Origin of the sequence: Pseudomonas sp. CBS (assembly GCF_024734645.1) — a bacterium.
Lineage (GTDB): Bacteria > Pseudomonadota > Gammaproteobacteria > Pseudomonadales > Pseudomonadaceae > Aquipseudomonas.
Genome location: NZ_CP102929.1, coordinates 5,673,250 through 5,686,107 on the forward strand (window position 1 = coordinate 5,673,250; position 12,858 = coordinate 5,686,107).

Below are 12,858 nucleotides of genomic sequence, written 5' to 3' on the forward strand. Positions count from 1 at the left end.
TAGTGCGCCAGTTCAAGTGGTATTAGAGAGGTCTTTCTGTCGGGCAGAAGCGAGCAGCTTGCCGGGGTGAACTGGTATTCACCGGCAAGCGCCGCGTGGGGCGGGATTTTTTTTCGAATTATTTTACGAGCGGCAGGAAATTACGGACGAATCTCGATCATCGTGCCGTCTTTCACCAGGTTCCAGACTTCGCGCATGTCGACATTGCGCATGCCGATGCAGCCGTCGGTCCAGTCCAGGGTGTGGAACAGCTCTTCGGGGTAGTCCTCGGCGTCGGGGGTGCCGTGGATCATGATCATGCTGCCGGGCTTGACCCCTTCGCGGCGGGCGCGGGCGGAGTCGCTGATGTTGGGGTAGGAGATGTGCATGGCCAGGTTGAAGCGGTCGCTGGTCTTGCGCCAGTCGATCCAGTAGAAACCTTCCGGGGTTCGGCGGTCGCCTTCCATCAGCTTGGTGCCCTTGGGGTTTTTACCCAGGGAGATGCGATAGGTCTTGAGGGGCTTGCCGTCGTTGATCAGTTGCAACTGATGGGCGGACTTGAGCACCAGGATTTTCTCGACGGGCTTGCCCCCCAGGATCACTTGGGTGGAGGCTGGCGACAGCGTGGCAAACGACAGGCAGATCAGAGCAAGCAACCAACGCATTAAAACGGTATCCCCTGAAAAGACTACGTGCCGCCTGGATTGTTATTTGGCCAGCTGGGTCAGCGGCGGCACGGACTCGCTGCGCACCGGATACGACTGTTGCCGGCGGTCAGCAAAAAAGCATTCTAAGGTACGCCCGACCGTGCGGAAAGCCAGCTCGGACCAAGGGATGTCGGCTTCATCGAATAAGCGCACTTCAAGGCTTTCGGGGCCTGCGGCAAAATCCAGGTCGATCAGTTCGGCGCGGTAGAAAATGTGCACCTGGCTGATGTGCGGCACGTCGATCAAGGTATAGATGCTCAGGTTGCGCACCCGGGCGCAGGCTTCTTCCAGGGTTTCGCGCATGGCGGCCTGTTCGACTGTCTCGCCGTTCTCCATAAACCCTGCAGGCAAGGTCCAGAAACCCAGGCGCGGCTCGATGGCGCGGCGGCACAGCAGCACCTGCTCGCCCCACACCGGCAGCGTGCCGGCGACGATATTGGGGTTCTGATAGTGAATGGTCTGACAGTGATCGCAGACATAACGCAGGCGTGCGTCGCCTTCGGGAATGCGCTGGGTGACCGGTTTACCGCACTGGCTGCAGAAGTTCATGCTGGGGTTCCTGGAGAGTGCGCCTATCTTGGCGTGACCGGGTATGGGCTGCAAGTTGTCGTTTAGCGACATGGCCAGGGTTTTGGGGTTGGGCGTGCGCACGGTTTGGTGCATGATGCAAGGTAGCCAACAGACCGAGATGACTCATGCTGGACGAGCTACTTCGCCGGGTAAGCAATCATACGCCACGCACGCTGGAGACCGACGGTCGGTTCCCGGAAGCGGCGGTACTGGTGCCGATCACCCGCAGTGACGAACCCGAGCTGATCCTGACCTTGCGCGCCAGCGGGTTATCCACCCATGGCGGTGAAGTGGCGTTCCCTGGCGGGCGCCGCGACCCTGAAGATCCCGACCTGATATTCACCGCACTGCGCGAGGCCGAAGAAGAAATCGGCCTGCCGCCGGGGTTGGTTGAAGTGATTGGTCCGCTGAGCCCGCTGATTTCCCTGCACGGTATTCGTGTCACGCCTTATGTAGGCGTTATCCCTGATTACGTTGAATACCTGGCCAATGACGCCGAGATCGCCGCTGTGTTCAGCGTGCCCCTGGAGTTTTTTCGCCAGGATCCCCGCGAACACACTCACCGTATCGATTACCAGGGCCGCAGTTGGTATGTGCCCAGTTATCGGTTTGGCGAATACAAGATCTGGGGGCTGACGGCGATCATGATTGTCGAGCTGATCAATCTGCTCTATGACGATGCCGACATCAGCCTGCATCGACCGCCGAAAAGCTTCATCAATACCTAAGAGCCAGATGGCCATCGTTCCTGCCGTGAGGATCCACCTATGAAATACCGCCTGGGCGACGCCCGAGTCGAAACCCATCCCAACAGCTGGGTGGCTCCCAATGCCACGCTGGTGGGCAAGGTCAAGCTGGAGGAGGGCGCCAACGTCTGGTTCAACGCGGTGTTGCGCGGCGACAACGAGCTGATCCTGATCGGCAAGAACAGCAACGTGCAGGACGGCAGCGTGATGCACACCGACATGGGTTACCCGCTGACCCTCGGCACCGGCGTGACCATCGGCCATAACGCCATGTTGCATGGCTGCACCGTCGACGATTACAGCCTGATTGGCATCAATGCGGTGATTCTTAACGGGGCGAAGATCGGCAAGCACTGCATCATCGGCGCCAACTCGCTGATCGGCGAGGGCAAGGAAATTCCCGATGGTTCGCTGGTAATGGGCTCGCCGGGCAAAGTGGTACGGGAGCTGACCGACGTGCAGAAGAAGATGCTTGAAGCCAGCGCTGCACACTATGTGCATAACGCCCAGCGTTATGCCCGTGACCTGGTTGAGCAGGAAGAATGACCGTATCTGAACGGCCGGTAGCGTCGCCTTGCGTGAGCATTTGCGCGCTGGATGACGATGATATCTGCACGGGATGCCAGCGCACGGTGGAAGAGATTACCCGCTGGAGTCGCATGGACAACGCCGAGCGCCGGGTGGTGTTGGGGTTGTGCCATGAGCGGGCGAAGGCGAGTGGGCTGGTGTGGATGATTCCGGGGAAGTCCGGCGCCTGATCGCTAGAAGGCTGCACATAACTGTGGCGAGGGAGCTTGCTCCCGCTGGGCTGCGAAGCAGCCCCAAATCAGACGACAGGATTACTTCAGGGACACCGCTATCGCCCATTTCAGGGCCGCTTCGCGCCCCAGCGGGAGCAAGCTCCCTCGCCACATTGATGGGTTGTGAAGTACCCTGTGCCCCTTGTTCACAGGTCCCTCGCCCCATGTTCTTCCTGATTGCCTACATCAGCAGCGTCGTGCTGATCAACTTCGCCTTTTCCACAGCCCCGCACCTGGATGTCATCTGGTCTGCCTGGGGCGGCTTGGTATTTGTCCTGCGGGACATGGTGCAAACCCGCTTCGGCCATGGCGCGATCATTGCCATGCTGGCGGCGCTGGTGCTGTCCTATATCACCTCCGATCCGTCCATCGCCCTGGCCAGCGCCACGGCGTTCGCGGTGTCCGAATGCATTGACTGGCTGGTGTTCAGCATCACCAAGCGCCCGCTTCACGACCGCCTGTGGATCAGTTCGGCGCTGAGTATTCCCCTCGATACCTTCATCTTTTTCGGCCTGATCGGCGCGCTCACGCCTGCCGTGGCCGGCACTGCCCTGGTCTCGAAATTCGCCGGCGTTACCGTGGTGTGGCTGGCCATGGCCTGGCGTTTGCGCCGGCAGCGCGTCGCCAACTGAAGCCAATCCTTACAGTTCATGTAAAATGCCGGCCTTTCTCCACATGATCCGCTCCCCTGAGGACCTGAGATGACCCGAATCGGAACTCCATTGTCGCCAACCGCGACCCGCGTAATGCTGTGTGGCTGCGGTGAGCTGGGCAAGGAAGTGGTAATCGAACTGCAACGCCTGGGCGTTGAAGTGATTGCCGTGGATCGCTACGCCAACGCACCGGCCATGCAGGTTGCCCACCGTAGCCATGTGATCAACATGCTCGACGGCGCCGCCCTGCGTGCCGTGATCGAAGCCGAAAAGCCGCACTTCATCGTGCCGGAAATCGAAGCGATCGCCACCGCGACCCTGGTTGAGCTGGAAGCCGAAGGCTTCAACGTGATCCCGACCGCCCGCGCGACCTTGCTGACCATGAACCGCGAAGGCATCCGTCGCCTGGCCGCTGAAGAGCTGGACCTGCCGACCTCGCCGTACCACTTCGCTGACACCTTCGAGGACTACAGCAAGGCCGTCACCGACCTGGGCTTCCCGTGCGTGGTAAAACCGGTGATGAGTTCGTCGGGCAAGGGCCAGAGCCTGCTGCGCAGTGCCGATGACGTGCAGAAAGCCTGGGATTACGCTCAGGAAGGCGGGCGTGCCGGCAAGGGCCGGGTGATCATCGAAGGCTTTATCGACTTCGACTACGAAATCACCCTGCTGACCGTGCGCCACATCGGCGGCACCACGTTCTGCGCGCCTGTCGGTCACCGTCAGGAGAAGGGCGACTACCAGGAATCCTGGCAGCCACAGGCCATGAGCCCGATTGCACTGGCAGAGTCCGAGCGCGTTGCCAAGGCAGTGACCGAGGCCCTGGGCGGTCGTGGTCTGTTTGGTGTCGAGCTGTTCATCAAGGGCGATCAGGTGTGGTTCAGCGAAGTATCGCCGCGGCCCCATGACACTGGTTTGGTGACCCTGATTTCCCAGGATCTTTCGCAGTTCGCCCTGCATGCGCGGGCAATTCTCGGCCTGCCGATCCCGTTGATCCGTCAGTTCGGGCCTTCGGCTTCGGCGGTGATTCTGGTGGAAGGCAAGTCGACCCAGACGGCGTTTGCCAACCTGGGTGCAGCCTTAAGCGAGCCGGATACGGCGTTGCGTTTGTTCGGCAAGCCGGAAGTGAACGGTCAGCGTCGTATGGGCGTGGCGTTGGCGCGGGATGAGTCGATTGAGGCTGCCCGGGCTAAAGCGACCCGTGCTTCGAAAGCGGTTGTTGTAGAGCTGTAACCCCCCGCTGATCGTTCCCACGCTCCGCGTGGGAATGCCGCGCTGGACGCTCCGCGTCCGCTCTTAAGGGCGTGACGCAGAGCGTCACCGGATGCATTCCCACGCAGAGCGTGGGAATGATCATCATCAGGCGACCTTGTTCAAATCGTTATTGCGCGTCTCTTTCAGGCACAACACAGCAATCAAGCTGATCACCGCTGCCGCCGACACATACCCGCCGACATAACTCAAACCACCCATCGCCACCAGCTTGGTCGCGAAGAACGGTGCGGCCGACGCGCCTACGATCCCGCCCAGGTTATACGCCGCCGAAGCACCGGTATAACGCACGCGGGTCGGGAACAGTTCCGGCAACATCGCGCCCATCGGGGCGAACGTCACGCCCATCAGGAACAGCTCCAGCGCCAGGAACAATGCCACGGCCCAGGTTGAACCGTGGGTCAGCAACGGTTCCATGGTGAAGCCGGAGAGGATGGTCAGAATCGCCCCCACAATCAGCACCGGCTTACGCCCGTAACGGTCGCTTGCCCAGGCGGCCAGCGGCGTCGCCGCGCCCATGAACAGCACGGCGAAGCACAGCAGCCCTAGGAAGGTTTCACGGCTATAGCCCAGCGTGGACACGCCGTAGCTCAGGGAAAACGCCGTGGTGATATAGAACAGCGCATAACACACCACCATCGACGCCGCGCCCAGCAGTACCGGCAGCCAATGCTGGCTGAACAGTTCCACCAGCGGCACTTTCACCGGAGCTTCCTTGGCTACGGCATTCGCGAATACTGGCGTTTCGTGCAGTTTGAGCCGCGCGTACAGACCGACCATCACCAGCGCTGCGCTGAGGATGAACGGAATGCGCCAGCCCCAGCTGCGGAACTGCTCGTCGCTCAGGTTCATGGCCAGGATCAGGAACAGCCCGTTGGCTGCCAGAAAGCCGATCGATGGCCCCAGTTGCGGGAACATGCCGAACCAGGCGCGTTTGCCCTTCGGTGCGTTCTCGGTGGCCAGCAACGCCGCGCCGCCCCATTCGCCGCCAAGCCCGAGGCCTTGGCCAAAGCGCAGCACGCAGAGCAGGATCGGTGCCCAGGCGCCGATGCTGTCATAACCGGGCAGCAAGCCAATCAGCGTGGTGCACACGCCCATCAGCAGCAGGGACGCCACCAACGTCGATTTACGACCAATCCGGTCACCAAAGTGGCCGAACAGCGCCGACCCCAACGGCCGCGCGATAAACGCGATACCGAAGGTCAGGAACGAGGCGAGCATCTGCGCCGTGCCGGAGGTTTGCGGGAAGAACACCGGGCCGATCACCAGCGCGGCGGCAGTTGCGTAGATATAGAAGTCGTAGAACTCGATGGCGGTGCCGATGATGCTCGCGGTGGCGACCCGGGCCGTCGAATTGGTCGGGGCGGCGTTCGCCGTCTCTTTATAGGTGGTGCTCATTGAGTTATCCCTGACGGTCATTGCGCGTTTGGACGCGGATTATTATTGGTCGAACACCCATGGATCAGGGTTGTGCGCGGGGCGGCTCGGGATGGGAGCAAACACCGGTCAGACACGGTAAAGCGGTGCCTGGACGCGCTCAGTGCGGGTAGCACGCGGTCGGGCGGGGCTTGGGTAAGCCGCCCGATTATAGGAAGGGGTTTGCGGATCCAACAAGGGGCTTAAGCGGCGACCGGCACCGTGCTGGTGTGCCAGATCAGCACCTTGGCGACGCGGTTGTCCTCGGTCTCGAGGATTTCCAGGCGATAACGGCCGATTTTCAGGCACACGGCGCAATCCGGGATGGTCTCCAGCGCTTCGGTCACCAGGCCGTTGAGGGTCTTGGGGCCGTCGCTGGGCAGGTGCCAGCCGAGGGTTTTGTTCAGGTCGCGAATCGAGGCGGCGCCGTCGATCACGTAGCGGCCATCCAGTTGGGGCTGGATGTGCGGGTTGTCGAGGTGCTGCTCGTTTTCGAACTCACCGACGATTTCTTCAAGAATGTCTTCCAGGGTCACAATGCCCAGCACTTCGCCGTACTCATCCACCACCATGCCCAGGCGGCGCTGTTGCTTGTGGAAGTTCAGCAATTGCAGTTGCAGCGGTGTGCTTTCCGGGACGAAGTAGGGCTCGTGACAGGCCTCCAGCAGCGCTTCCTTGGTCAGGCTGGCGTCCGGCAGCAGGTGGCGGATCTGCCGGGTGTTGAGCACCGCTTCGACCTGGTTGATGTCGCTGTGGAACACCGGCAGCCGGGTACGCGTGGAAACCCGCAGTTGCTCGATGATTTCCTCTACCGAGTCATCCAGGTTGATGCCGTCCACTTCGCTGCGGGGCACGAGGATGTCATTCACGGTGATGTTGTCCAGGGCATGAATGCCTGGCATGCCCGGTGCACGGGTGTTGGGGATTTCGGCTTCCGGCTCGTCGTCCTGATCCGGCTGCGGCTCATCGCTTTTCTTGACCACACCCGGCTTGCGGGTGAACGGGCGCAGCAGCAACAGGCTGATTCCGTTGAGCAGCCAGGCCAGCGGGGAAAGGATTTTCAGCGGCACGCTCAGCAGGGTGTTGCCAAAGCCGAGGATGGTTTGCGGGTGGCGAGTGGCCAGGGCGCGCGGCAGGTAGTCGGCCAGCACCAGCAGGACCGCGCTGGAGATCACCCAGCCGAGCCACGGGCCGTTTTCCGCCCAGGCGTAGATCGCCAGCAGGGTGCAGAGAATCACCACCACGGCGCGGCACAGGGTGTTGCAGAGGATCAGGCTGTTGCGCGGGAAATTCAGGCGGGCGGCGGCTTTGTCACCCTGGCGGGTGCCAGGGCGCAGGGCCAGCAAATGTTGCTGGGCGGCTTCGATGGCGGTAAACAGCGCCGACCATAAAACCAGCAAGGCTACTACGGCAAGCATCGGCCCTAAGGGCAAGTTGTCCATGTCGGCTGCCCGTCAGATATGCAGGATGTATTCGCGAACCAGCTTGCTGCCGAAATAGGCCAGCATCAGCAGGCAGAAACCGGCCAGGGTCCAGCGGATCGCCTTGTGCCCGCGCCAGCCGAGGCGGTTGCGGCCCCACAGCAGCACGCTGAACACCACCCAGGCCAGGCACGCCAGCAGGGTTTTGTGCACCAGGTGCTGGGCGAACAGGTTCTCGACGAACAGCCAGCCGGAGATCAGCGACAGCGACAGCAGCGTCCAGCCGGCCCAGAGGAAGCCGAACAGCAGGCTTTCCATGGTTTGCAGCGGCGGGAAGTTCTTGATCAGCCCGGACGGGTGCTTGTGCTTGAGCTGGTGGTCTTGCAACAGCAGCAGCAAGGCCTGGAACACCGCAATGGTGAACATGCCGTAGGCGAGGATCGACAGCAGAATGTGGGCGAGGATGCCCGGCTCTTCATCAATGACCTGCACGGTGCCCGTCGGCGTGAATTGCGCCAGCAGCACCGTCAGCATCCCGAGCGGGAACAGCAGCACCAGCAGGTTCTCCACCGGGATCCGGTAGCAGGCCATCAGGGTCAGCGCGATCACCGCGGCGGCAATCAGACTGGCGGCGCTGAAAAAATCCAGGCCCAGGCCGACCGGCGTCATCAAATGCGTGAACAGGCTGGCCGCGTGGGCCAGCAGGGCGATCACGCCAAGGCCTACCAACAGGCGTTTGTCGGCCTTGGCGCCTTGGGCCAGACGAGTGCCCTGATAGAGGGTCGCAGCGGCATACAAGATGGCGGCGGCGAGGCTGGGTAGCAAACTGGGTGACAAAGGGAGCATAAATCCTGTTAAGCAGGCCCGAAAGGCGCTGAGTTTGGCATACACCTGCGTAACACGAAAGACTCTCAGGCCAGACAGCGGGTGTGCATGGCGGCAGTCTTCGCTATAATCCGCGACCTGCCCACGCCGCAGGCTCGCCGAGCGCTGTTTTTAATAGCGATTTACCACAGCCTGGGCCGCCATTACCTCGGTCTAACAATGCATTTCGATGAATAGGGCCTGAAAGGATCGCGCATGTTTGAAAATCTGACTGACCGTCTCTCGCAGACGCTGCGCCATGTCACCGGCAAGGCCAAGCTGACCGAGGACAATATTAAAGACACCCTGCGTGAAGTACGCATGGCGTTGCTGGAAGCCGACGTCGCCTTGCCGGTGGTGAAGGACTTCGTCAACTCGGTCAAAGAGCGCGCGGTCGGCACCGAAGTGTCCCGCAGCCTGACCCCGGGCCAGGCGTTTGTGAAGATCGTCCAGGCTGAACTCGAAAGCCTGATGGGCGCGGCCAACGAAGATTTGAACCTCAGTGCCGTGCCGCCAGCCGTTGTGCTGATGGCCGGCCTGCAAGGTGCGGGTAAAACCACCACGGCCGGCAAACTGGCGCGCTTCCTTAAAGAGCGCAAGAAGAAGTCGGTGATGGTGGTGTCTGCGGACGTTTACCGTCCGGCCGCTATTAAACAGCTGGAAATGCTTGCGGGCGAAGTGGGTGTGACCTTCTTCCCGTCCGACCTGAGCCAGAAGCCGGTCGATATTGCCCAGGCGGCTATTAAAGAAGCCAAGCTGAAATTCATCGACGTGGTCATCGTCGATACCGCCGGTCGCCTGCACATCGATGAAGAGATGATGGGCGAGATCAAGGCGCTGCATGCCGCGATCAACCCGGTAGAAACCCTGTTCGTGGTCGACGCCATGACCGGCCAGGATGCGGCCAACACCGCCAAGGCCTTTGGTGATGCGCTGCCGCTGACCGGTGTGATCCTGACCAAGGTCGACGGCGACGCCCGTGGCGGTGCCGCCTTGTCGGTGCGTGCGATTACCGGCAAGCCGATCAAGTTCATCGGTATGGGCGAGAAGAGCGAAGCGCTCGAGCCTTTCCACCCTGAGCGGATCGCCTCGCGTATCCTCGGCATGGGCGACGTGCTCAGCCTGATCGAGCAAGCGGAAGCGACCCTCGACAAGGACAAAGCCGACAAGCTGGCTAAAAAGCTGAAGAAGGGCAAGGGCTTCGACCTCGAAGACTTCCGCGACCAGCTGCAACAGATGAAGAACATGGGCGGTCTCGGCGGCCTGATGGACAAGCTGCCGAACATCGGCGGCGTGAACCTGGCGCAAATGGGCAATGCCCAGGGCGCGGCAGAGAAGCAGTTCAAGCAGATGGAAGCCATCATCAATTCCATGACCCCGGCCGAGCGCCGCGACCCTGAGCTGATCAGCGGTTCGCGCAAACGTCGGATCGCCATGGGTTCCGGCACCCAGGTGCAGGACATCGGTCGCTTGATCAAGCAACACAAGCAGATGCAGAAGATGATGAAGAAATTCTCCGCAAAAGGCGGAATGGCCAAGATGATGCGCGGCATGGGCGGTATGTTGCCCGGCGGCGGCATGCCGAAAATGTAAAGAATTCGAGCAAAAGCCTGCTTTTGCTCCGACCCACAGGGATGTGGGATCTCCAGCAAACCCGCCGTTGGCGGGAGCTGACTTGCCGTTTTAACCGACGGCTCTATAGCAGATCTGAATGGCACGCTGATAGGCGCCAGAAAAAGACATTTGCAAAAGTCCGGATATTCCTTAGAATATGCGGCCTTTCGGGCACCTATGCCCGCTGTGCATTTAGATTTGCAGCACCGACTACAGGAACGATGTTCACATGCTAACAATCCGTCTTGCCCTTGGCGGCTCCAAAAAGCGCCCGTTTTACCACTTGACCGTAACTGACAGCCGCAACCCACGTGACGGCTCTCACAAGGAACAAGTTGGCTTCTTCAACCCGATCGCTCGTGGTCAAGAAGTCCGTCTGTCCGTGAACCAAGAGCGCGTAGCCTACTGGCTGAGCGTTGGTGCACAACCTTCTGAGCGCGTTGCTCAGTTGTTGAAGGATGCATCTAAGGCTGCGGCCTGAGCAATATGAACGCGACGCCAGCGGTTGCTGATGATTTGATCGTTATCGGCAAGATTTATTCTGTTCATGGCGTTCGCGGCGAAGTGAAGGTGTATTCCTTTACTGATCCGACTGAAAACCTGTTGCAGTACAAGACCTGGACGCTCAAGCGCGAAGGTAGTGTGAAACAGGTAGAGCTGGTCAGTGGACGCGGGAACGACAAGTTCCTGGTCGCAAAGCTCAAGGGTCTTGATGATCGTGAAGAAGCTCGTCTTCTGTCCGGTTATGAGATCTGCGTGCCGCGCAACCTGTTCCCTGAATTGACCGACGGCGAGTACTACTGGTACCAGCTGGAAGGTCTGAAGGTTATTGATCAACTCGGGCAATTGCTCGGGAAAATCGATCATCTTCTGGAAACCGGCGCCAATGATGTAATGGTGGTCAAGCCTTGCGCTGGCAGCCTGGATGATCGTGAACGCCTGTTGCCCTATACAGAGCAATGCGTGTTGGCCGTCGACCTCGCAGCGGGCGAGATGAAGGTGGAATGGGACGCGGATTTCTAACGTGGCTAACCTGCGCGTTGAAGTGATCAGTTTGTTTCCCGAGATGTTTTCCGCCATCAGCGAGTACGGCATCACCAGTCGGGCGGTGAAACAGGGGCTCTTGCAGCTCACCTGTTGGAACCCGCGAGACTACACGACGGATCGACATCACACTGTGGACGACCGCCCATTTGGCGGTGGCCCGGGCATGGTGATGAAGATCAAGCCCCTGGAAGATGCGTTGGTTCAGGCCAAGGCAGCCGCCGGGGAGAAGGCGAAGGTAATTTACCTGTCCCCTCAAGGCCGTCAGCTGAATCAGTCGGCGGTACGCGAGTTGGCGAATCTGGAAGCATTAATCCTGATTGCCGGTCGCTATGAAGGCATTGACGAGCGGTTTATTGAAGCTCATGTCGATGAAGAGTGGTCGATTGGGGACTATGTCCTGTCTGGCGGCGAGCTGCCGGCGATGGTCCTGATAGATGCGGTTACACGACTGCTGCCTGGAGCTTTAGGGCATGCGGACTCCGCGGAGGAAGATTCCTTCACGGATGGTTTGCTGGATTGCCCGCACTACACCCGACCGGAGGTGTATGCGGATCAGCGTGTTCCCGACGTATTGCTAAGTGGCAATCACGCACACATCCGGCGTTGGCGTTTACAGCAGTCCCTCGGGCGGACCTATGAACGACGCGCCGATCTTCTGGAAAGCCGCTCGCTTTCTGGAGAAGAGAAGAAGCTGCTCGAGGAATACATCCTCGGGCGGGACGATAGTTAACAACGTATCGATGGTAGGTCCGACGACTTACCTTAGGAGCACAGCATGACTAACAAAATCATCCTTGCACTCGAAGCAGAGCAGATGACCAAAGAGATCCCTACCTTTGCCCCGGGCGACACCATTGTCGTTCAGGTGAAAGTGAAGGAAGGCGACCGTTCGCGTCTGCAAGCGTTCGAAGGCGTGGTAATTGCCAAGCGTAACCGTGGTGTGAACAGTGCTTTCACTGTTCGTAAAATCTCCAACGGTGTTGGCGTAGAGCGTACTTTCCAGACCTACAGCCCGCAAATCGACAGCATGGCCGTTAAACGTCGCGGTGACGTACGTAAAGCCAAGCTGTACTACCTGCGTGACCTGTCCGGTAAAGCAGCTCGCATCAAGGAAAAACTGGCTTAAGTCCAGCTTCCCGATGCAGAAAAAAGCAGCCTACGGGCTGCTTTTTTGTTGCCTGCAATTTGTCTATTTCCCCGGTATCTATTCATGACTACCCGCCTCGAAGAAATTCAGCGTCGTACTGACCTTTCCGTTACCCATGTGACCAAAGCCGTTTTCCCACCGACTACCAACCACCACAACACGCTGTTCGGCGGTACCGCACTGGCATGGATGGACGAAGTGTCGTTCATTACGGCGACGCGTTTCTGCCGCTTGCCTCTGGTGACGGTCTCCACCGACCGTATCGACTTCAATCACGCGATACCGGCGGGCTCCATCGTTGAACTGATCGGTCGCGTGATCAAGGTGGGTAACACCAGCCTTAAGGTTCAGGTGGAAGTATTTGTCGAAAGCATGAGCGCTGACGGACGAGAAAAGGCCATCCAGGGTGTGTTCAGTTTTGTCGCGATTGATGCTGACAAACGACCGGTGCCCGTGCTGCCAGGGTTTGCCGACTGATCTTGAATCGAGTCGCTTTTGTGGCGAGGGAGCTCGCTCCCGTTGGGCTGCGCAGCGGCCCTGAAACCGGCAATAGAAGTCTCTCTGTTGGGCCTCAGGGTCAGTCAGGGCCGCTTCGCGCCCCAGCGGGAGCAAGCTCCCTCGCCAC

At 59.9% G+C, this 12,858-nt stretch carries 16 protein-coding genes; 11 read left to right on the forward strand and 5 right to left on the reverse strand.

The window, feature by feature from the left end; all coding sequences use genetic code 11:
* Positions 1–140: 140 nt before the first annotated feature.
* Positions 141–644, reverse strand: coding sequence for a murein L,D-transpeptidase family protein (locus NVB75_RS25815; RefSeq protein ID WP_017478692.1), 504 nt, complete (start codon positions 642–644; stop codon positions 141–143).
* 42 nt (positions 645–686) lie between these two features.
* Positions 687–1,235, reverse strand: coding sequence for an NUDIX hydrolase (locus NVB75_RS25820; RefSeq protein ID WP_258343921.1), 549 nt, complete (start codon positions 1,233–1,235; stop codon positions 687–689).
* 146 nt (positions 1,236–1,381) lie between these two features.
* Here NVB75_RS25820 and NVB75_RS25825 point away from each other — a divergent pair, with 146 nt between their 5' ends.
* The 5 genes from NVB75_RS25825 (at position 1,382) to purT (ending at position 4,685) form a co-directional block, all read left to right on the forward strand.
* Positions 1,382–1,984, forward strand: a complete 603-nt coding sequence (locus NVB75_RS25825; protein ID WP_076017515.1) for a CoA pyrophosphatase — start codon at positions 1,382–1,384, stop codon at positions 1,982–1,984.
* Between the two features lie 39 nt (positions 1,985–2,023).
* Entirely contained in the window at positions 2,024–2,548 is a 525-nt protein-coding gene (locus NVB75_RS25830; protein WP_008438249.1) for a gamma carbonic anhydrase family protein, read from the forward strand.
* Positions 2,545–2,760 carry a DUF1289 domain-containing protein gene (locus NVB75_RS25835; RefSeq protein WP_167664509.1) on the forward strand — a complete coding sequence of 72 codons (216 nt, stop codon included), beginning with the start codon at positions 2,545–2,547 and terminating at the stop codon, positions 2,758–2,760. The genes NVB75_RS25830 and NVB75_RS25835 overlap by 4 nt, the downstream gene beginning before the upstream one ends.
* A 206-nt stretch (positions 2,761–2,966) precedes the next feature.
* Positions 2,967–3,434: a hypothetical protein gene (locus tag NVB75_RS25840; protein WP_003209599.1), complete on the forward strand. Its 468-nt coding sequence runs from the start codon at positions 2,967–2,969 to the stop codon at positions 3,432–3,434.
* 69 nt (positions 3,435–3,503) lie between these two features.
* Positions 3,504–4,685 (forward strand): formate-dependent phosphoribosylglycinamide formyltransferase, encoded by a 1,182-nt coding sequence (purT, locus tag NVB75_RS25845; protein WP_026078133.1) that lies wholly within the window; start codon positions 3,504–3,506, stop codon positions 4,683–4,685.
* 126 nt (positions 4,686–4,811) lie between these two features.
* On the opposite strand, the gene NVB75_RS25850 is transcribed toward purT, so the two are convergent.
* From NVB75_RS25850 to NVB75_RS25860, 3 genes are all read right to left on the reverse strand, one after another.
* Complete coding sequence (locus NVB75_RS25850) at positions 4,812–6,122, reverse strand: MFS transporter (RefSeq protein ID WP_258343923.1); 1,311 nt, start codon at positions 6,120–6,122, stop codon at positions 4,812–4,814.
* Positions 6,123–6,343: 221 nt separating this feature from the next.
* The gene (locus tag NVB75_RS25855) at positions 6,344–7,582 is read right to left on the reverse strand and encodes a transporter associated domain-containing protein (RefSeq protein WP_258343925.1); all 1,239 of its coding nucleotides are present in this window, start codon (positions 7,580–7,582) and stop codon (positions 6,344–6,346) included.
* A gap of 12 nt (positions 7,583–7,594) precedes the next feature.
* Positions 7,595–8,407 (reverse strand): inner membrane protein YpjD, encoded by an 813-nt coding sequence (locus NVB75_RS25860; RefSeq protein ID WP_076017511.1) that lies wholly within the window; start codon positions 8,405–8,407, stop codon positions 7,595–7,597.
* A 234-nt stretch (positions 8,408–8,641) separates the two neighbouring features.
* On the opposite strand from NVB75_RS25860, the gene ffh reads away from it, so the two are divergent.
* The 6 genes from ffh (at position 8,642) to NVB75_RS25890 (ending at position 12,710) form a co-directional block, all read left to right on the forward strand.
* Positions 8,642–10,018 (forward strand): signal recognition particle protein, encoded by a 1,377-nt coding sequence (ffh, locus tag NVB75_RS25865; RefSeq protein ID WP_003209589.1) that lies wholly within the window; start codon positions 8,642–8,644, stop codon positions 10,016–10,018.
* A gap of 250 nt (positions 10,019–10,268) precedes the next feature.
* Positions 10,269–10,520, forward strand: a complete 252-nt coding sequence (gene rpsP / locus NVB75_RS25870; protein WP_003209587.1) for a 30S ribosomal protein S16 — start codon at positions 10,269–10,271, stop codon at positions 10,518–10,520.
* Positions 10,521–10,525: 5 nt separating this feature from the next.
* A complete protein-coding gene (rimM, locus tag NVB75_RS25875; RefSeq protein WP_258343926.1) occupies positions 10,526–11,062 on the forward strand; it encodes a ribosome maturation factor RimM in 537 nt (178 codons plus the stop codon).
* A gap of 43 nt (positions 11,063–11,105) precedes the next feature.
* The gene (gene trmD, locus NVB75_RS25880; protein ID WP_231988895.1) at positions 11,106–11,816 is read left to right on the forward strand and encodes a tRNA (guanosine(37)-N1)-methyltransferase TrmD; all 711 of its coding nucleotides are present in this window, start codon (positions 11,106–11,108) and stop codon (positions 11,814–11,816) included.
* Between the two features lie 45 nt (positions 11,817–11,861).
* Positions 11,862–12,212, forward strand: coding sequence for a 50S ribosomal protein L19 (gene rplS, locus NVB75_RS25885; protein ID WP_003175895.1), 351 nt, complete (start codon positions 11,862–11,864; stop codon positions 12,210–12,212).
* Positions 12,213–12,296: 84 nt separating this feature from the next.
* Positions 12,297–12,710, forward strand: a complete 414-nt coding sequence (locus tag NVB75_RS25890) for an acyl-CoA thioesterase (RefSeq protein ID WP_258343927.1) — start codon at positions 12,297–12,299, stop codon at positions 12,708–12,710.
* Positions 12,711–12,858: the final 148 nt, after the last annotated feature.